Below are 19,589 nucleotides of genomic sequence, written 5' to 3'. Positions count from 1 at the left end.
AATGCCCTCCTCCCACTACAACGCCGCCGGTGCCCCGGCACATCGCGGACAGTCCCAAGCTATCGACCCGATAGCCAAAATCTCCCAGATCGACGGCCATTGGCAGCCTCGCGTCGTCGCCGAGATGAACGACTACCAGTTCAAGGTCGTCAAGGTGATTGGCGAATTCGTCTGGCACGCCCATGGCGACACCGACGAGACCTTCATCGTTCTGGAGGGCGAATTGAACATCGACGTGCGCGGCGGCCCCGAGGGTGAGCGCACCATCGTCGTACCGGCCGGCCAGATGGTCGTGGTGCCCAAAGGCACGGAGCACAAGCCTTTCGCGCCGAAGGAAGCCAAGCTGCTGCTGATCGAACCGCGTGGGGTACGAAACACCGGTGACGGCGACGGCGGCGAACGCACGGTGGCTAACGATCAGTGGATTTGACGGCAGCGCCGGACACCTGCCAGAGATTTTGTTCAGATTTCACAACAGATGTTTTCCAATCTGCGTATTTATCCGTCGCGCGTGGTCTCTTAAACTTGCAGTCATGTTGCGAGTCGGGAGGAGGCGCCCGCACCCGCAAAGCTTCCGGCGTACTCCCGAGTGCGCCGGTTTCCGTTGAACACCCCCTGCCGTCTCCATGAAGTGCGCCGCGAGTGCGGTGCGCTCGCGCCACACACGACGGTCATGACAAAAAAAATCGCATTAGCGGCCTTCCTTGCAGTCCCCGGATCTTTCGCGATTCTCGCGCTGGTCTGCCTGCACCCGACGCTCCGGCGCGAACTCGCCCGGGCCGCCGGCCTTGAGCCGGTGTTCGCCAACCTCTCGCGTCAGCTCGTGCTGGTTGCGCTGGTCTGCCATCTGCACCTGCATCACCGCACGGGGATGCGCGCCCTCTGCACGTCGGGCGGCGACTGCGACGCCTTCGCGCGCTAAGCGTCGAACGCGTCCACCAACACGAGGTCAGGCCGGCTTCACCCGAATCGGAAACCCTTCGACGTAGTCACGCAGATCCGCCCCCGGCCCCCAGGCGGCTTCGTCCCAGACGCGGCCATCGCATAGCACTTCGCGCACGGGGGCATCGGCGACCGGCACCCCTTCGGCTCGCGCAGCCGCCTCGTAAAGCCCGATCTGATTGACCTGCGCTGCGATGTACGCCGCCTCGGCCAGCGCATCGTCGCCAATCATGCCCCAGCGGCGATATTGCGAAATGAACCACATCCCGTCCGACAGGCGCGGATAAGTCACCGCGCCATCGTCAAAGAAGCTCACCGGAAGCAACGCGTGCCGGCCCTGCAATTTGCCGAAGTCGCCAAGCAGGCGGGCGGCGATCAGGTCGCGCGGGGCGCCAACCCACGCCGGTTCGGCCAGCCACCCGGCGGCCTCTTCACGGTGCCCCGCCATATCGAGCCACCGGCAGGCACTGAGCAACGTGCGCACCAGCGCCAGCGCCGTGTTCGGGTAGCGGGTCACGAAATCTCGCCGGCACGCGAGCACCTTCTCCGGATGATTCGGCCAGATGTCGCTCGACACCGCGACCGTACGCCCCAGCTCGCGCGCCTGTGCCACGGCATGCCAAGGCTCACCGCAGCAAAAACCGTCCAGCCCGCCCTCCTCCATGGCCGCCACCATATGGGCGGGCGGAATCACGATACGCGCGATCTCCGAGAGCGGATCGATACCTTGCGCTGCAAACCAGTAATTGAGAAACATCGCGTGCGTGCCGGTCGGAAACGTCTGCGCAAACACCGGCGTGCGCCCGAGCGTGCCCAATGCCTCGCGCAAACTGCCCGTCTGCGCCATCGCCTCCGCCAGCGACGGCGTCACCGTCACGGCCTGACCATTGCGATTGAGCACCATGAGCACGGCCATGTCCTCGCGCGGACCACCGATGCCCAACTGCACGCCGTACACCAAGCCATACAGCGAATGCGCGGCATCCAGCTCGCCCGTGAGCAACTTGTCGCGCACGGCAGCCCACGACGACTCGCGGCTCAACTCCAGCGTCAGTCCGTGCTCGTGTCCCAGTTCCAGCCGCTTGGCGACCACCAGCGGCGCGGCGTCCGACAGCGCCACGAAGCCCACGCGCAAATGGCGCTTCTCCGGCCCGCCTCCCGATGCCGCCCCCAGCGTGTCAGCGCGCCCCGCGCCGAAATCCTTCCATGATGACGTCGACATGAGCAGTGTCTATCCCAGTAATTCGGCAATCGAGACGAGCTGGCGCGCCACTTCGACGAGCTTCTCGCCCTGATCCATTGCCCGTTTGCGCAGAAGGGCATAGGCCTCCTGCTCGGAAATCTTGCGCCGGTCCATCAGCAGACGCTTGGCCCGGTCGATCAGCTTGCGGTCGGCCAGTTCGCTCTCGGCCTTGGTCAGCCGTGCACGCAACTTCTCCTCGTGCGCAAAGCGGGCCAACGCTACTTCGAGAATCGGTGCCAGCCGGTCGGCGGCAAGTCCTTCCACCGAATAGGCCGTCACCCCGGCATCGACGGCGGCGCGAATCAGCGACTGATTGCCGTCGGCAGAGAACATCAACACGGTGCGCGGTGCCGCCGCGTTCATGACGGCCAACTGCTCCAGCGTGTCACGCGACGGCGATTCAGTGTCGATGATGATGACGTCCGGGCGCTCGCTCTCGACCACGCGCGGCAACGCCTGCGGCTTGGCCACTTCGGCGAGCATTTCACAGCCCAGACGCGCGAGCGCCGCCCGCAAGTCGCCAATCGGCTTGTCGGTATCGGTCACGAGCAGCACGCGCAATACGCCAGCCGCACCACTCACCCCCCCCACGCCGGCAGGCGCAGCAGCAGAGGTGGCAGGAGCCGTTATCGGTGACGTGTCGGCGGGGGGATCGCGATCCCCGGCATCCGGTCGTTTTGGCAAGATCGTGGGGGCCAAGAGTCAGGGGGAAATCAAGGTATCGGTAGTATAGGCACGCCAATCAGGCGGCGATGGCAATGGTGTCCACACTCGATGCGAGTACCGCCTCACCGACCGCGCCGCCAACGAGCAAAATGGCCGGACTGGCGAAATCGCCCGCCCTCACGTCCTGTGCCAGACAACCCAGCGTCGTCAGCAAGCGCCGTTCGTGCGCCGTGCCCGCCCACTGCACGGCGGCTGCCGGTGTCGCGGCGTCGAGATGCGCGAGCAGCGTCGCACACAGGCCCTCGACCCGCTGCACGCCCATGTAGATCGCCAGCGTCGTGCCTGTCGCGGCCAGTGCCGTCCAGTTCGGTGCCGTGCCGTCCTGCCGGTGCGCGGTGACGAAGGTCACGCCCGCGCAATGATCGCGGTGCGTGAGCGACATGCCGAGCCCGGCCGCCGCCGCAAAGGCCGCCGACACGCCGTTGACGATGTCCACCGGCACGCCAGCACGCCGCAGCGCGCTCATCTCTTCCCCGGCCCGCCCGAACATCAGCGCGTCGCCCCCCTTCACGCGCACCACATGCGCGCCGCGCCGGGCCAACCGGCACATCAGCCGTTCGATGAACGCTTGCGGCGTGGACCGGCAGCCGCCGCGCTTGCCCACGGCAATCACGCGGGCCTGCGGCGCGAGGGTCGCGATTTCCGGGTTGGCCAGATCGTCGACCAGCAACACGTCGGCCTCGCCGAGCACCCGCGCGGCGCGCAGCGTGAGCAGATCGAGTGCGCCGGGGCCCGCACTGAGCAGGGTAACTTTGCCGAGCTTCATGATCGTACTCCGTCAATTCTTCCATGTCCTGTTGGTGAGGTACTGCGCACGCTGGCGAGCGTCATGCCGATGTCATGTCGATCACACTGCCCCGGCCGTGGCCGAGGGCTCCGGTGCGAACGACGACGCCTTCGATGCCACACACATGCGCTGCAACTCCGGCACGCACGATCCACAGACCGTGCCGCAGCCGAGCGTCGCCTTAAGTTTTGATACGTCTGCGCCCGTCGCAATCGCCGCAGCGATGCTCGACGCCTTGATCTGCTTGCACTGACACACCGTGCGGTCGCGCGCGGCACCGGCCGTCGCGGCGCTGTCGGCCACAAACACGGCGTGACGCGCCCGTGTCCACGGCGTGCCCTCGCGCACCCGCGCGAGCAACGACGCCGATCCCGCCACATCCGCTTCGCTCCCTGCGACGAGCACGCCCTCGATCACGGCGTCTCGCCATGCCACCCGCTTCGTCATGGCACGACGCGCGTCGCGGTATTCGAGCAACGCCTCGTCTCGCGGCAGCCCCAGCGCGGTATGCAGCCGCTCAAGCCAGTCGGCATCCGCCTGATCGTCTGCGGCGCAGACCACCAAGCGGTCCTCGCCTTCCAGACGCACCGTCGCGAAGCGCCGCTCGGCCAGCAACGGCTGCACCGCCGCGTGCAGTTGCAGCGCGTCGCCACGACGCACCGCCGACACACGCCACGGCAACGTCATCGGATCGACCCGCACGGCCGCATGCTTCAATTCAGGCTGTTTCGAATACTTGTCGACAGCGCCCGTCGTCGTGTCGTTGACACCGCCGCCGCCGAGAAACTGGCCGCTCCAATGCATCGGCACAAAGACCGTGCCCGACGCCACGTCGTCGCTCACGGCAAGCATCAGCACGCGCTCGCCGCGACGGCTGGACAGCCGCACGAAGTCGCCCGCGCGCAAGCTGCGCCGGGTGGCGTCGGTCGGATGCATCGTCAGCGTGGGCTCGGGCGCGTGTTCGAACAATTGCCCGACGCGGCCCGTGCGGCTCATGCCATGCCACTGGTCACGCAGCCGCCCGGTAATCAACCGGAACGGATGACGCGCATTGATCGGCTCGGCCACCGGCTGGTACTCGAACGCATGGAAGCGCGCACGGCCATCGCTCGTGGCAAAGACGCCGTCTTCGTAGCGACGCGCCTGCCCTTGCGTGGCACCGGCAGGAAACGGCCATTGCTGCGGCCCCTGTTGTTCGAGCATCGCGTAGTCGATGCCGCCGATATCGAGATCGCGGCCGAGCGTCAGTGCGCGATGCTCGTTGAAGACCGCTTCTGTCGAATCGAAGACAAACCGCTCGACCGGCATGTCGAGTTTCGGCGCGAGACGACGCGCCACTTCGCTGGCAATCCACCAGTCGGCACGCGCCGCACCGGGCGCTTCGAGCGCTGCGCGCACACGCGAGATACGCCGCTCGGAGTTGGTCACCGTGCCCGCCTTTTCGCCCCAACTGGTAGCGGGCAGCAGCACGTCGGCGTAAGGCACGGTGTCGGTCTGATGGAAGGCCTCCTGCACCACGACAAACTCTGCGGCATCGAGCGCTTCGCGCACCCGTGCGCTGTCGGGCATCGAATGCACGGGGTTCGTGCAGGCGATCCAGATGGCTTTGATGCGCCCGTCGCGCACCGCGTCGAACATCTCGACGGCTGGCAAACCGGGGCGATCGGACAGCCCCTGCATGCCCCACAACTGTTCGACTTCCGCACGATGGGCCGCATTGCCGATGTCGCGATGTGCGGCGAGCATGGTTGCCAGTCCGCCGACTTCGCGACCGCCCATGGCATTGGGTTGCCCGGTGAGCGAGAACGGGCCCGCACCCGCACGCCCGATCTGACCCGTCGCCAGATGCAGATGAATCAACGCCAGATTCTTTTCCGTGCCGTGGCTCGACTGATTCAGGCCCATGCAATACAGCGACAGCGCCGCCGGGCTTTCGCCGAACCAGTCCGCCGCCTGACGCAGTGCAGATTCCTCGATGCCACACACATCCGCGACGAGCTGCGGCGGATAGGCGCGCAGGATTTGCTTGAGTGCATCGAACCCCTCGGTGTGCGCATCGATGTAGCGGCGGTCGATGCGCCCTTCCCAGATCAGGTGATGCAGCATGCCGTGGAACAGCGCCACGTCGGTGCCGGGCACGATGGGCAGATGCAGGTCCGCCATCGCGGCGGTATCGGTGCGGCGCGGGTCGATCACAATCCAGCGAATCGACGGATCGGCCGCCCGGGCCGCCTCCAGCCGGCGAAACAGCACCGGATGCGCATACGCCATATTGCTACCCGCGAAGATCACCGTTTTTGCCGCTTCGAGATCCTCGTAGCACGTGGGCGGGCCATCGGCACCGAGCGCCATCTTGTACGCGCTCACGGCGCTCGACATGCACAGCCGCGAGTTCGTATCGATGTTGTTGGTGCGCACCAGCCCTTTCGCGAGCTTGTTGAAGACGTAATAGTCCTCGGTGAGCAACTGCCCCGACACGTAGAACGCCACGGCATCGGGCCCATGCTCGCGGATGATGTCGGCGAAGCGCGACGCGACCGTGCCGAGCGCGTCGTCCCAAGTGGCGGGAACACGTACCGCGTCGCGCGCCGCGCGCAGCTCGGGCATGAGCACGCGCCCGGCCAGCGACTGCGCGGTGAGCGGCAGCGTCATGCCCTTGCTGCACAGGCGTCCGTAGTTGGCCGGGTGTGCCGGGTCGCCCTGCACGCCGACAATGCGCTCACCATCGCTTTCGACCAGCATGCCGCAGCCCACGCCGCAGTAGCAGCAGGTCGTCTTCGTGACCGTCGTCACGGCAGGTGCCGCCACCGATGGGGAGGCTGGGGTCAGCAGATTCATGACAGACTCCGGCGCGGACATGATGTCGAGTGCCCTGTAGTGTTCAGACGGTGGCCGACACGTCGGCATCCGCTGGCGCGGCGACTGTCTCGTCGCTCGTCTCGCTGCTCGTCTCGCTGCTCGTCTCGCTGCTCGTCTCGTCGAACGACAACAACACGTCGCTGCCGTCGAGCCGCACGGCGAAGCGCTCTGCGCAGCCCACATCGGGCGCGCAGGCCTGCCCCGTCGCGAGATCGATGTTCCACGCGTGCAGCGGGCAGGTCACACGCTCGCCGTGAACAATGCCCTGCGAGAGCGCGCCGCCCTTGTGCGGACACTGGTCGCGCAGCGCGAAAACCTTGTCGCTCTCGGTGCGAAACAGCGCAATGTTGCCGTCGGGATGCGGCAACACACGCGTGCCCAGACGCGGAATCGCGTCGATGTCGCACACATGCAGCCAGATAGGTTGAGACATTTCCATGGCGTCGTCCTCAGGCGGTGGCGGGGGCAGCCGCAGATTTCACGGCGACCGGTGTGATGGGAATGACCGGCTTGAGCGGCACATACTCATTCGCCTGCTTGCCGTCGATACGCGCTTGCCACGGGTCGGGCAGTCCATCGAGTGCATAGAGCAACCGTTCATACAGCGCGCGACGGTTCGCCGCGTCGTGCACTACGCGTTGCTTCACGTAATCGAGTCCCACGCGCGCGAGGTAGTGCACCGTGCGATCGAGGTAATAGGCTTCTTCGCGATACAACTGAAGAAAAGCGCCGGTGTATTCCTTGACCTCTTCGGCCGTCTTCACCTTGACGAGAAACTCGGCGACTTCCGTCTTGATGCCACCATTGCCGCCCACATACAGTTCCCAGCCCGAGTCGACGGCGATCACACCCACGTCCTTGATACCCGCCTCGGCGCAGTTTCGCGGACACCCCGACACGGCCAGCTTCACCTTGTGCGGCGACCACATGTTGGCGAGCATGGTCTCCAGATCGATACCCATCTGCGTGCTGTTCTGCGTGCCGAAGCGGCAGAACTCGCTGCCCACACACGTCTTCACGGTGCGGATCGACTTGCCGTAGGCGTGTCCCGACGGCATGCCCAGATCGCGCCACACACTCACGAGGTCTTCCTTCTTCACGCCGAGCAAGTCGATGCGTTGCCCGCCCGTGACCTTGACCATCGGAATCTGGTACTTGTCCGCGACGTCCGCGATGCGACGCAGTTCGCTTGCGTTCGTCACACCGCCCTTCATCTGCGGCACGACCGAGAACGTGTTGTCTTTCTGAATGTTGGCGTGCACACGCTCATTGACGAAGCGGCTTTGCGGATCGTCAACAGCTTCCTTGGGCCACGTGCTGAGCATGTAGTAGTTCAGCGCCGGACGGCAGGTCGCGCAACCGTTGGGCGTGCGCCATTCAAGAAAGTCGTAGGCCGCGCGATGCGACGTCAGCCGATGCTCGCGCACGGCGCGGCGCACGTCGGCATGCGACAGATCAGTACAGCCGCAGATCGCCTTTTCTTTCGGTGCGGCGTCGTAAGTCGAGCCCAGCGTGCTCATCAGAATCTGCTCGCACAATCCGGCGCACGAGCCGCAGGAGCTGGCGGCCTTCGTGTGCTTCTTCACGTCGTCGAGCGTGAACAGCCCCTTCTCGGTGATGGCCTTGACGATGGTGCCCTTGCACACGCCGTTGCAGCCACACACCTCATCGGTATCGGCCATGCCGGCCGCGCGGCTTTGCCCTTGTGTGCCGACATCGCCCACGCTCGATTCGCCGAACATGATGCTATTGCGCAACTCACCCAGCGCGCGACCTTCGCGCAGCAGCTTGAAGTACCACGCGCCGTCGGCGGTGTCGCCGTAGAGGCAGGCCCCGACGAGCTTGTCGTCGCGAATCACGAGCTTCTTGTAGACGCCACCGGCCGGGTCGGACAACACGATTTCTTCGGTGCCGTCCCCGCCCAGAAAATCGCCTGCGGAAAACAGATCGATGCCGGTGACCTTGAGCTTGGTCGAGAGCACCGAGCCGCGATAGCTGCCGATGCCCATCAACGCAAGGTGATTCGCGCAGACCTTGGCCTGTTCGAACAGCGGGGCGACGAGACCGTAGGCCACGCCGCGATGGCTCACACATTCACCGACCGCGTAGATGCGCGGGTCGTAAGTTTGCAGCGTGTCGGAAACAACAATGCCCCGCGAGCAATACAAACCCGCCGCTTCGGCGAGCGTCGTGTTCGGGCGAATGCCGGCGGCCATCACCACCAGATCGGCCGCGATCTCTTCACCATTGGCAAAGCGCACGGCGCGCACGGCACCGGCCGTGCCGTCTTCACCGTCGCCGAGAATTGCTGCCGTCTGATGCGACAGCCGGAACGTCAGGCCGCGTTCTTCCAGCGACTGCTGCAACAGCTTGCCCGCCGTGGCATCGAGCTGGCGCTCAAGCAACGTCTCGGCCAGATGCACCACCGTGACCTCCATGCCGCGCAGCTTCAGACCATTGGCCGCTTCCAGACCGAGCAGGCCGCCACCAATGACCACCGCGTGACGCTTGACGCGTGCGGTCTCGATCATGGTTTCGGTATCGCGAATGTCGCGATAACTGATCACGCCATCGAGATCCTTGCCCGGCACCGGCAGGATGAACGGGCTCGATCCGGTCGCGATCAGCAGGCGGTCGTAAGGCGCTTCGGTGCCGTCGGCACAGCGCACGACGCGGCGCGGGCGGTCGATTTGCGTGACCTCTTTGCCCAAGTGCAGCGTGATGCCCTTCCCGGCATACCAATCGAGCGGGTTGAGCACGATGTCGGCGAACGCCTGTTCACCCGCGAGCACCGGCGAGAGCAGGATGCGGTTGTAGTTCGGATGCGGCTCCGCGCCGAACACGGTGATGTCGTATTGATTCGGCGCGATCTCCAGCAGCTCCTCGAGCGTGCGGATACCGGCCATGCCATTGCCGATGACGACCAGACGAGGTTTGCGCATGTTGACAGCTCCTGTGGCAGCGCCCGAAAAACAAAACGGCGTCCGTCCGTGCCGCAGCACGGAGGGACGCCGTTGTCCGGTGGGTGCAACGCAGGCTTGCCCCTGACGTCGCACCGGTATCAATGCTCGCGACGCCTTTGCCGCTAGCGTTAGTCACTACGCAACAAGCATGCCAGCGAGGGTGCAGTCATCGGCAAAGCGTTGCCGGATAAGGCAGGAGGGGAGGAAGAACAGAGGGAGCGAGGCAAGCGGCAGGGGCAACGTGCTGCACCGCAGCAGTGCACAACCCGGTTCGCCCGCACCACGATGACGCGGGCGAACCATGATGCTGCACGCCTTGATCAGCGAGCGGTGCGGGGCGAATGCCCACTGACTTGTGCGCCGGCATCTGCCGGAAGGCGTGCGCCATCGATCAGGCCGAGCAACGCCAGACCGCCCATCACGACAAATGTCCACCGGAAACTTGCCGCGCTGTAGGGCGTGGCGCCGGCCACTTCGGTCATCTTGAGCACCAGCGCACCGAGCGCGATGCCCAGCCCCGAGGTCATCTGCTGCAACGCCGAGAAGAGGGTCGATGCCCCGCTCATGTCGTCGGGCGGTACGTCGGCAAAGCCCATGGTCGCCAACGTCGTGAACTGCACCGAACGGCAGATACCGCCGAAGAGCAGCACGAGCGCGCTGATCCAGAGCGGCGTCGTTGCCGTGAGCAGCGCACACAACGCGAAGCCGATCGCCACGAGCACGCCGTTACCGAGCAGCACGCCGCGAAAACCGAAGCGCCGCATGATCGGTGTCGTAGCAGGCTTGATGCCAAGGTTGCCCGCGAACAGCGCCAGCATCAGCAGCCCCGACGTCACCGCACTCATGCCGAACGCCAACTGGAACATGAGCGGCAGCAGAAACGGCGCGCTGCCGATGGCAATCCGGAACAGCGAACCGCCCCAGACCACGACCGCGAACGTCTGCACCCGAATCGCGCCCAGATTGATCAGCGGATGCGGCGTGCGAAGGAAGTGCCGCACCGACCACACCATGGCGACACCGCCCACGACGAGACAACCGATCACCATCGGCCAGTCCGCCGGGGTGCGGCTGGCCAGCTCCACGCCGAACATCAGCGCACTCGCGCCGACCCCGCTCGCGACGAAGCCCGCAAAATCGAACGGCTTGCGCTGCCCCGGCGACGGCTTCACCAGCCACAAGGCCGCCGCAAACGCAGCGATACCCAGCGGCACGTTGATAAGAAAGATCCAGTGCCAGCTCCACGTCGACGAGATGAAACCGCCCAACGCAGGCCCGAGCACCGGCGCGGCGAGCCCGGGCCATGTGATGGTTGCGATGGCACGAACAAGCGCCGGTTTGGGGGTGTTGCGCAACACGACGAGCCGTCCGACGGGCACCATCATCGCGCCCGCCAGCCCTTGCAACACACGGCACACGGTGAACATGTCGAGGCTGGTGCTCATCGCGCACAGCACCGAGGCGAGCGTGAACAAGGCAATCGCCGACGGAAACACGCGGCGCGGTCCGAGCCGGTCAGCCAGCCATCCGCTCGCGGGAATGAACGCGGCGAGTGCAACCAGATAAGCCGACAAGCCGATGGAAAGCGCGGAAGGGGCCACACCGAAGTCGTGCGCCATGGCGGGCAGCGACGTGGTGATAATCGTCGCGTCGAGGTTCTCCATGAAGAAGGTCGACGCGACGAGCAACGGCAAGGCCGTTTGCGACACCGTCCGGGCGGATGGTGCCGGCGGCTGGGATGTTGATGGCGATTGCGGGCCTTGCGATGACGGGTCGGACACGACGGCAGCTCTTGGGGGCAGCGAACGCCAGCGAGTGTATCAGGGCGAATGCCGCCTGAAACGTCAATCGTCCTGCATCAATGCGCGGCCGATGATCAGCTGCTGAATCTGCGTCGTGCCTTCGTAGAGGCGCAGCAGGCGCACGTCGCGATAGAAGCGCTCGACCTTGTACTCGTTGATGTAGCCCGCGCCGCCATGCACCTGCACGCCGCGATCGGCCACGCGCCCGACCATCTCGGTACAGAACAGCTTGGCGCACGACGCCAGCATGCTCACCTCGGCGTCGCGCTTGCCGGCCGGTTTCGCGTCGTATCGATTCGCACAGTCCTGCACCATCGACCAGCCGGCATAAAGCTCGGCCTGACTGTCGGCCAGCATGGCCTGCACCAGTTGGAAGTCACCGATGCGCTGACCGAACTGCTTGCGCTCGCGCGCATACGCCACCGCCTCATTGAGAATGCGCTGCGCCATGCCGCAGGAGAGCGCCGCCACATGCAGGCGGCCGCGATCGAGCACCTTCATGGCCGTCTTGAAGCCCTTGCCTGCCTCGCCGCCGATGATATTGGCTGCTGGCACGCGCACGCCATCGAGCACCACGTCGCAGGTCTTCGTGCCGCGCTGGCCCATCTTCTTGTCGGGCTTGCCGAGCGAGAGCCCCGGCGTATCGGCCGGCACGATGAAAGCCGAGATGCCGCCCGCCCCCTCGCCGCCCGTGCGCGCCATCAACGTGAACGCTCCGGCGCGCGGCGCGTTGGTGATAAAGCGCTTCACGCCGTCGATGACATAGGCGTCGCCGTCGAGCACGGCGCGCGTCTTGAGTGCGGCGGGATCGGAGCCGGCATCGGGCTCCGTCAGCGCGAACGACATGACCAGTTCGCCACTCGCCACACGTGGCAGCAGGTCGCTTTTCTGGGCTTCGGTACCGTCCATCAGAATGCCTTGCGAGCCGATGCCGACGTTGGTGCCGAAGACCGAGCGAAACGCCAGCGACGTCTGACCGAACTCGTAGGCCACGCGCACTTCCTGTGCCATCGACAGGCCGATGCCGCCGTATTCCTCGGGAATCGACAGGCCGAAGAGGCCCATGGCCTTCATGTCCTCGACCAGTGCGGCAGGCACTTCGTCGTGTTCTTCGACGTCGTTCTCGGCGGGCACGAGCCGCTCGCGAATAAAACGTTGCACGGTCGCGAGCAGCAGCGCGAACGATTCGCTATCCAGTCCTTTCGATGTCATAAGCCGTGTTTCCTGAGTGCCTGTGGCGCCATTTTAGTGTCTGTATCTTACCCACGGGTGTGGGCGATGGCATTCCTTCGTCTGAAGCAATACCATATTAACTAGCATCCTAATTATTAGTTAACATATAATCTTTCTCCATGACCTCCCTAGAATCGCTCCGCTTCGCTTTCACCAGCCACCTGTTGCTGGCCGGTAAGCAGTGGCGCCAGTTATCGCAAAGCGCAATCGTCGAGTACGGCATTTCTGCCGCCAGCGCCGGGCCGCTGCTGTTCATCCGCCGTCTTGGCCAGGGTGTGCGTCAGGTCGAGCTCGCCGAATATGTCGGGCTCGAAGGCGCCTCGCTGGTACGGCTGCTCGATCAGTTGTGCGCGGCCGGGCTCGTGCTGCGCGAAGTCGATGCCAGCGACCGGCGCGCCAACGCGCTGCGGCTGACGGAGGCCGGCGAAGCGCTCGCCGAAAAGCTCGAAATCGAACTCAGCCAGTTGCGCGCGAAGGTTTTCGCCAACGTGCCCCGCGAGGATTTCGAAGCGGTGTTGCGCGTGTTCGAAATCCTCTCCAGCGCGACGGGTCCCGATGCGACCATTCTCGCGATGGTGCCCCCCAAGAAGTAAACCGTGTTCAATTGGCCATCCTCACGCGACTGGATTTTCTCGATCAAGGCGTTTGTCGCCTCGATGCTGGCGCTCTACATCGCGCTCGCGCTCGGCCTGCCCCGCCCCTACTGGGCGATGGCCACGGTCTACATCGTGTCGCATCCGCTCACGGGCGCCACGCGCTCCAAGGCCCTGTACCGGGTGCTGGGCACACTGCTCGGCGCAGCCGCGTCGATCGTCTTCGTTCCCGCGCTGGTCAATACGCCTGAATTGCTGATGGCAGCCGTCGGCCTTTGGACCGGCACGCTGCTCTATATTTCGTTGCTCCATCGCTCGCCGCGCAGCTATGTGTTTTTGCTCGCGTCGTACACGCTGCCGCTCATCGCCCTGCCTGCGGTGGGGACGCCCGACGGTATCTTCGACATCGCCGTGGCGCGCTCGGAAGAGATCATTCTCGGCATCGTCTGTGCGAGCGTCGTCGGCGCGGTCATCTTGCCCACCAGTGTGGCGAAGGTATTGCATGACCGCTCGGGCCGCTGGCTGGTCGATGCCGCGCGCTGGACCATGGACATGCTCTCGGCCGACCCCGACGGCAAGGCCGCGCGCCACATGAGCCGCCACCGGATGGCGGCCGACATTCTGGCGCTCGATCAGTTGATCAGCCAGCTTTCGTACGACGCCGATACCTCGGCGCGCGTGCGCGACGCGCAGGAGCTGCGCGGGCGCATGACGATGATGATGCCGGTGCTCTCGACCGTCGCATCGCTGGTACAGACGCTTCGCCAACACCCGCAGGGTGCCCCGGAAGCGCTAGAAGCCAAGATGGCCGACGTGGTTGCATGGCTGCGTCAGGGCGCCCCGTCACCGGCGCCGGCGCATCTGCTCAAGCCTGCGGCATTGCCCGGCGAAGCCTCCGACTGGTATGCCGCGCTCGTTTCGGCGACCGAAGACCGCCTGCGCTCGCTCGTGCAGTTGTGGCAGGACTGCGTGTCGCTGCAACGCCGTTTCGGTCAGACCGACGAGGCGCCCGAGTGGAAACCGGCGTTTCCGTATTGGGAACTGGGCGGTGCCCGCCACTACGACCACGGCTTGCTGCTGTTCTCGACGGTGTCGGCAGCGTTGTGCACGTTCCTGATGGGCATGGCGTGGATCTATACGGGCTGGAACGACGGTGCCGCCGGCGTCTCGCTCGGTGCCGTGGCTTGCTGCTTCTTCGCGGCGATGGATGAGCCCGCCCCGTTCATCCGCTCATTCTTCTGGGCGACGGCCGTGTGCGTGGTCTTCGCTGCCGTGTACGTGTTCTTCATCCTGACGAATGCGCACGACTTCGGTCTGCTGGTGGCGATGTTTGCCGTGCCGTATCTCTTGCTCGGCACGTTCATCCCGCAGCCGCGCTTCACGATGGTCGCGATGCTCGTTGCCGTGAACACGGCGAGCTTCGTCGGCATTCAGGGCGGCTACAGCGCCGACTTCTCGGCGTTCTTCAACAGCAACATCGCGGGCCTTGCCGGCGTGCTGTTCGCGCTGCTCTGGACCTTGCAGACACGCCCGTTCGGCACACGCGTGGCGATGCGGCGGCTGATTCATTCGAGCTGGCGCGACATTGCGAAGAACGCCGTCGGCCGCTCGGTGGCCGAACACGGCCGCCTGCGTGCGCGCCTGCTCGACCGGCTCGGTCAACTGGTGCCGCGACTCGCCGCCAGCGAGAGCGAGACGTCGAGCGACGGCTTTACCGAAGTGCGCGTCGAACTCTCGGCGCTGGCGTTGCAGCGAGAGCTGCCGCATCTGAATTCCTCGCAGCGCGATGCCGTACAGGCCGTGCTCACCGACGTGGCGCGCTTTTATCAGTCGCGACTCGACGAACAAGTGAGCCAGCCCGACACCACGCTGCACGACAAACTGCTGGGCGCTGTGCGCTCGTTGGTTGCCCATAGCGATCAGGCCTCGCGCAGCGCGCGCGCCTCGCTCATGGATATCCACATTGCGCTGTTCCCGGCCACACGACCTGAGAGTGCCCAATGAGCGGAGAGATCGACATCTACGGCGTATTCGTGCCGATGCTGCTGGCCCTGATGATCGTGGCCTTCGTGCTGACAGGTGCGCTGCGCTTCGTGCTTGCGCGCACCGGCTTTTACAAGCTGGTCTGGCACCGTTCGTTATTCAACCTTGCTGTGTACATCATTGCGCTGGGCGGCATTGTCGCTATCGTGCGCGCCTGCCAATCATGAAACTGAAACTTCGCTCCCTTGGGCCCGTCATCCTGACGCTCGCCGTCTCGGTCGTTGCGGTCTTTGTTCTCCTGCATCTGTGGGACTACTACACCGTCGCCCCGTGGACCCGCGACGGCCGCATTCGCGCCGACATCGTGCAGGTGGCGCCCGACGTCTCCGGCCTCATCACCGATGTCGAGGTCAAGGACAACCAGCCCGTGCATCGCGGCGACCTGCTGTTCGTGATCGACCGCGACCGCTACACGCTGGCGCTGCAACAGGCCGAAGCCAACGCCGCCGCACTGCGCGCCACGCTGGCGCAATCGCGCCGCGAAAACGCCCGCAATCATCAACTGACCGAAGTCGTCGCGAAGGAAGTGGTCGAAGCCGGTCAGGCCAAGGTCGAGTCGGGTGAAGCTGCGGTGGCGCAAGCCAATGCCGCCGTGCAACTCGCCAAGCTCAATCTCGAACGCACCCGCGTGCTGGCACCGGCCGACGGCTATCTGAACGATCGCCTGCCGCGCGTGGGCGACTACGTGAGCACGGGCCGTCCGGTGCTCTCGATGGTCGATGCGAATTCGCTGCACGTGGAAGGTTATTTCGAAGAAACGAAGATGCGCGGCATCCACATTGGCGACAAGGTTGAAGTGCGCCTGATGGGTGAGCGTCACGTACTGCACGGTCATGTGCAAAGCATCGTCGCAGGCATCGAAGACCGCGACCGTACCAGCGGCGCGTCGATGCTGCCGAACGTCAACCCGACGTTCAACTGGGTGCGTCTTGCCCAGCGCATTCCGGTGCGCATCGCGCTCGACGATGTGCCCAAGGACATGCGGCTCGTCGCCGGCCGCACCGCCACCGTGACGGTCGTGGAAGCACAGGGCCATAAATCGGAAGAAGGATCGAAAGAAGGCAATCCGTCGAAGTCCACCAAGGCCGCCGAGGCCACTGACAGCGCTGCGCACACCACCGTTGCCGCCGCGCGCACGACAGGTTCCCTTCAGGGAGCACAGCAGTGAAAACCAGATTGATCTTGATGAGTGCGGTGGCTGCGGCCGCAGCACTCGTCGCGGGCTGCACCACCGTCGGTCCCGACTACCATCTGCCGGAGAACTCGGTGATGCGCTCGGCGCAAGCCAATGGCCCGATCGCGACGGCCAACCAGCGTGCCGTGTCGATTGGTGAGGTGCCGGACGACTGGTGGCAACTCTACGACGACTCGAAGCTCGACGCGCTCGTGAAGCAGGCCCTCGCCGCGAACACCAACGTGCGCGTGGCCGTGGCCAACGTGCAGCGCGCGATTGCGATGTATCACGAAGTCGAATCGGAAAATCTGCCGCAAGGCGGCGTCGAAGCCAACGCGGCGCGTGCGCAGCTTTCGGGCGAGAGTTTTCTTCAGGAAGAAAAGCTGCCGGTGATCAATCTGGCCGCCGCAGCGCTGTCGATTTCGTATCAGATCGACTTCTTCGGCAGACTCGCCCGTGCGGATGAAGCCGCGCTCGCCGCCGCCGAAGCCAGCCACGCCGCGCTCGATGTGGCCCGCGTCAGCGTGGCCGCCGAAACCGTGCGCGCCTACGTGCAAAGCTGCGCGGCCAATCACGAGTTCGACATTGCCAACGATCAACTGAAGTTGCAGGAAAAGAGCGTGGCGATCACGCGCAAGCTCGTCGACGTCGGCCGCGATCAACCGACCGATCTGCTGCGCGCACAGTCGCAGGCCGACACGCTGCGCGCTGCCCTGCCCCACTTCAAGGCACAACACGAAGCCGCCACGTACCGGCTCGCCGTGATGCTCGGCAAGGTGCCGGGCTCGCTCGATCCGAAGGTGACCGAGTGCCGTCAGATTCCGCAACTCAAGCAGGCCCTGCCCGTCGGTGACGGTACGGCGCTGCTCAAACGCCGCCCCGACGTGCGTCAGGCAGAGCGCGAGCTGGCCTCGGCCACGGCCAAGATCGGCGTGGCAACGGCGGACCTGTATCCGACAATCCGTATCGGCGCGTCGGTGGGTGCCAGCGGCATGCTCGAACACTTCGGGCAAGGCCGTACGGAACAATGGAGCGTGGGCCCGATGATCTCGTGGTCGCTGCCGACCAACGGCGTGCGCGCCCACATCAAGGGCATGGAAGCCGGCGCCGATGCTGCGCTCGCGCACTTCGACGGCGTGGTGCTCAAGGCCTTGCAGGAAACGCAGACGTCCCTGTCGGCCTACACCCACGAACTCGAACGCGACGACGCCCTGCGCGACGCCCGCGACAAGTCGAGTCTCGCGGCGGATCAGAACCGCAGGCTGTATCAGGCCGGGCGCGCGCCGTACCTCACGAGTCTCGACGCCGATCGCACGCACGCCAGCACGGAAGCGGCACTGGCCGCCTCGCAGACACAAGTCGCCATGGACCAGATCAACCTGTTTCTGGCCCTTGGCGGTGGCTGGCAATCAAGTGCCGCCAACGATGCGACTTCGCTGGCGGAATCGCACGCAAAGCACGAGAAGGGGGAGAACGTGCAGAACGCCCCCGAATCACCGGTCGTCAAGACAAACTGAGCCGACCGGTAAAGCCGGACGCAAAAAAGCGGATGTCGTCGCAAGACACATCCGCTTTCTCTTTGCCTCGGCCTCAAACACCGGGCCCCAGAAACACACAAGCCCCGTCGGGAACGAATCCTCGGGCGGGGCTGTGGTAAGTGACGCGGTACGGCGTCGGGTTGATTCGCGCGGCGCGGGCGGGACCGCAAAGGTCAGGCGGGCCGTCGGCGAATCGGGTGCAGCTAACAGCGGGTCAAACTGACAACGTAGGCTTGCGTGCTTAGTTGGTCATCGGTTGCGTTGCGACACCTTGCTGTGCGGCTTCAATTTCGGCCGTACGTTTTTGCAGTTGAATCGACTGCTCGTAGGTGTACGGGAAGTTGAATTCCGTCACCGGCGAAAGACCGAGTTCACGCGCGGCTTGCAGTTCGGCACGTACATGCGCACGCGTCACACCACCCGTTTGCGTCTGGTCGGCAAATGCCGAACCGGCGGCCATGGCAAAGCCAACGAGCGCGACGGCAGTCAGCAGGTTCTTTTTCATGGAAAACTCCTTTTATCGTTAATTTGACGCTCAGGGAGCGAAAACCGCATGCGAGCCAGCTTTCGTCCTGAGTAAATTATAGTTTTCCCCTAGCAATGAGCCAGCCCGATTGCGACAACACACTGTTTCGCAAAAGCTGTTAAATCGGGGCGAATTGCGCGCTAAATGGCGCCGGAATGGCGAACAGGCGACGGCGAGATGGCATCGATCTCTCGAAGATCGAGCCATTTCATCCCATGGGAATGGGAAGGCGAAGTTTCCGGGGAAATACAGGGGAATTCAGGGCGATGAATCAACGTCGCCCGTGAATTCAGGGGGCAATTAATCCGCTGCTAATGGCTGCGGCAATGGCCTGATGCCGATTGACGGCACCCAGTTTGCGCTTGGCGTTATTGATGTGGAACGTCACGGTGTGCTCGGATATCTTCAGAATCAGTCCGATTTCCCATGCCGTCTTGCCGCGCGCCGCCCACAGCAGACTCTCGATCTCGCGCGGACTCAATTTGCCCGCACTGCGGCTGGCCACCCACTGCATGTCGAGTTGCTGCACGGCCTGATGGAAATACAGCGCGCCCAGATAAATCTCGCCCATCATGCGCGCTTCGTGTTCGGCGCACTCGTCCGGCGATTGTGAAGTTGCCGCAGTGAAGATGGCACGCTCGCCGGCCGCACCGTACAGCGGCACGGTCACACCGCAGCCGAGCCCGTGCTCACGCGCATCCGCGAAAATGGGATGTGGCCGTTTCTGTGTGAGAAACGAGCGCCAGAGAATCGGCAGCGGCGACAGGTTCGCGGCGATGAGCACCGGGTCGACTTCCGCGTAGCCGGCCACTTGGTAGCGCTCGATCCACGCGCCCGGAAACGTCGTAAAGATGTGCCGGCTCGGCATGCCCTCGGCGGTAATGCGCTCGTCACCCGCGTGAAACGCCGCCGCCTCGCGCTCGCGGCGCGGCAGCAACGGTGCATAGAACAGCGCGTGATAACCCAGTACGTGCGTCAGTTGCTGAAATTCTGCGTCAAGCGCCTCGACCGAGCGGGCGCTGAGGAGCCCCTCATATCGGTAAAGATTGTGATGCATTTCCAATTGCACTTTCTTGTTAGATGCCGATGTTGGCGCATTGTAGTCCGAGCTTCGCATTTTGCGGATAGTTTATTTTGAGCAGTAAAACAACACGCCCCAT

17 protein-coding genes are annotated in these 19,589 nt (G+C 64.6%); 7 read left to right on the top strand and 10 right to left on the bottom strand.

The window, feature by feature from the left end:
- The first annotated feature begins 1 nt into the window (after nucleotide 1).
- Both CDV44_RS26080 and CDV44_RS26075 read left to right on the top strand, forming a co-directional pair.
- A complete protein-coding gene (locus CDV44_RS26080) occupies nucleotides 2–430 on the top strand; it encodes a cupin domain-containing protein (protein ID WP_058375662.1) in 429 nt (142 codons plus the stop codon).
- A 243-nt stretch (nucleotides 431–673) separates the two neighbouring features.
- On the top strand, nucleotides 674–922 hold the full coding sequence (locus tag CDV44_RS26075; RefSeq protein ID WP_087691490.1) for a hypothetical protein: 249 nt from the start codon (nucleotides 674–676) through the stop codon (nucleotides 920–922).
- A 27-nt stretch (nucleotides 923–949) separates the two neighbouring features.
- Here CDV44_RS26075 and CDV44_RS26070 read toward each other — a convergent pair whose 3' ends face one another.
- From CDV44_RS26070 to CDV44_RS26035, 8 genes are all read right to left on the bottom strand, one after another.
- Entirely contained in the window at nucleotides 950–2,164 is a 1,215-nt protein-coding gene (locus tag CDV44_RS26070; protein WP_087691489.1) for a CmpA/NrtA family ABC transporter substrate-binding protein, read from the bottom strand.
- A 9-nt stretch (nucleotides 2,165–2,173) separates the two neighbouring features.
- Nucleotides 2,174–2,767 carry an ANTAR domain-containing response regulator gene (locus CDV44_RS26065; RefSeq protein ID WP_058375665.1) on the bottom strand — a complete coding sequence of 198 codons (594 nt, stop codon included), beginning with the start codon at nucleotides 2,765–2,767 and terminating at the stop codon, nucleotides 2,174–2,176.
- 160 nt (nucleotides 2,768–2,927) lie between these two features.
- Entirely contained in the window at nucleotides 2,928–3,677 is a 750-nt protein-coding gene (gene cobA / locus CDV44_RS26060; protein ID WP_087691488.1) for a uroporphyrinogen-III C-methyltransferase, read from the bottom strand.
- Between the two features lie 81 nt (nucleotides 3,678–3,758).
- Nucleotides 3,759–6,536: a nitrate reductase gene (locus tag CDV44_RS26055; RefSeq protein ID WP_170936108.1), complete on the bottom strand. Its 2,778-nt coding sequence runs from the start codon at nucleotides 6,534–6,536 to the stop codon at nucleotides 3,759–3,761.
- Nucleotides 6,537–6,579: 43 nt separating this feature from the next.
- Nucleotides 6,580–6,996 carry a nitrite reductase small subunit NirD gene (gene nirD / locus CDV44_RS26050; protein ID WP_087691487.1) on the bottom strand — a complete coding sequence of 139 codons (417 nt, stop codon included), beginning with the start codon at nucleotides 6,994–6,996 and terminating at the stop codon, nucleotides 6,580–6,582.
- 10 nt (nucleotides 6,997–7,006) lie between these two features.
- Nucleotides 7,007–9,499, bottom strand: a complete 2,493-nt coding sequence (nirB, locus tag CDV44_RS26045; protein ID WP_087691486.1) for a nitrite reductase large subunit NirB — start codon at nucleotides 9,497–9,499, stop codon at nucleotides 7,007–7,009.
- Between the two features lie 341 nt (nucleotides 9,500–9,840).
- On the bottom strand, nucleotides 9,841–11,214 hold the full coding sequence (locus CDV44_RS26040; RefSeq protein ID WP_249277723.1) for an MFS transporter: 1,374 nt from the start codon (nucleotides 11,212–11,214) through the stop codon (nucleotides 9,841–9,843).
- A gap of 150 nt (nucleotides 11,215–11,364) precedes the next feature.
- Nucleotides 11,365–12,534 (bottom strand): acyl-CoA dehydrogenase family protein, encoded by a 1,170-nt coding sequence (locus CDV44_RS26035; protein ID WP_087691485.1) that lies wholly within the window; start codon nucleotides 12,532–12,534, stop codon nucleotides 11,365–11,367.
- 140 nt (nucleotides 12,535–12,674) lie between these two features.
- Here CDV44_RS26035 and CDV44_RS26030 point away from each other — a divergent pair, with 140 nt between their 5' ends.
- Genes CDV44_RS26030 through CDV44_RS26010 form a run of 5 tightly spaced genes read left to right on the top strand, consistent with a single transcriptional unit; the run spans nucleotide 12,675 to nucleotide 17,882 of the window.
- Complete coding sequence (locus tag CDV44_RS26030) at nucleotides 12,675–13,148, top strand: MarR family winged helix-turn-helix transcriptional regulator (RefSeq protein ID WP_058375671.1); 474 nt, start codon at nucleotides 12,675–12,677, stop codon at nucleotides 13,146–13,148.
- Nucleotides 13,149–13,151: 3 nt separating this feature from the next.
- Nucleotides 13,152–15,152 (top strand): FUSC family protein, encoded by a 2,001-nt coding sequence (locus tag CDV44_RS26025; RefSeq protein ID WP_087691484.1) that lies wholly within the window; start codon nucleotides 13,152–13,154, stop codon nucleotides 15,150–15,152.
- Complete coding sequence (locus tag CDV44_RS26020) at nucleotides 15,149–15,358, top strand: DUF1656 domain-containing protein (RefSeq protein WP_058375673.1); 210 nt, start codon at nucleotides 15,149–15,151, stop codon at nucleotides 15,356–15,358. Before CDV44_RS26025 ends, CDV44_RS26020 begins: the two co-directional genes overlap by 4 nt.
- A complete protein-coding gene (locus CDV44_RS26015) occupies nucleotides 15,355–16,359 on the top strand; it encodes an HlyD family secretion protein (protein WP_087691483.1) in 1,005 nt (334 codons plus the stop codon). Before CDV44_RS26020 ends, CDV44_RS26015 begins: the two co-directional genes overlap by 4 nt.
- Nucleotides 16,360–16,376: 17 nt before the next feature.
- The gene (locus CDV44_RS26010) at nucleotides 16,377–17,882 is read left to right on the top strand and encodes an efflux transporter outer membrane subunit (protein ID WP_087691554.1); all 1,506 of its coding nucleotides are present in this window, start codon (nucleotides 16,377–16,379) and stop codon (nucleotides 17,880–17,882) included.
- A gap of 262 nt (nucleotides 17,883–18,144) precedes the next feature.
- Here the strand turns inward: CDV44_RS26010 and CDV44_RS26005 are convergent, their stop codons facing one another.
- Nucleotides 18,145–18,408, bottom strand: a complete 264-nt coding sequence (locus CDV44_RS26005; RefSeq protein ID WP_058375676.1) for a DUF4148 domain-containing protein — start codon at nucleotides 18,406–18,408, stop codon at nucleotides 18,145–18,147.
- A gap of 310 nt (nucleotides 18,409–18,718) precedes the next feature.
- Nucleotides 18,719–19,486, bottom strand: coding sequence for an autoinducer binding domain-containing protein (locus CDV44_RS26000; protein WP_064675125.1), 768 nt, complete (start codon nucleotides 19,484–19,486; stop codon nucleotides 18,719–18,721).
- Nucleotides 19,487–19,589: the final 103 nt, after the last annotated feature.

The sequence above is a fragment of the Pandoraea sp. PE-S2R-1 genome, from assembly GCF_002179865.1.
Lineage (GTDB): Bacteria > Pseudomonadota > Gammaproteobacteria > Burkholderiales > Burkholderiaceae > Pandoraea.
Note: the sequence above shows the minus strand (reverse complement) of the source record. Positions and strands in the feature narration are given on the sequence as shown.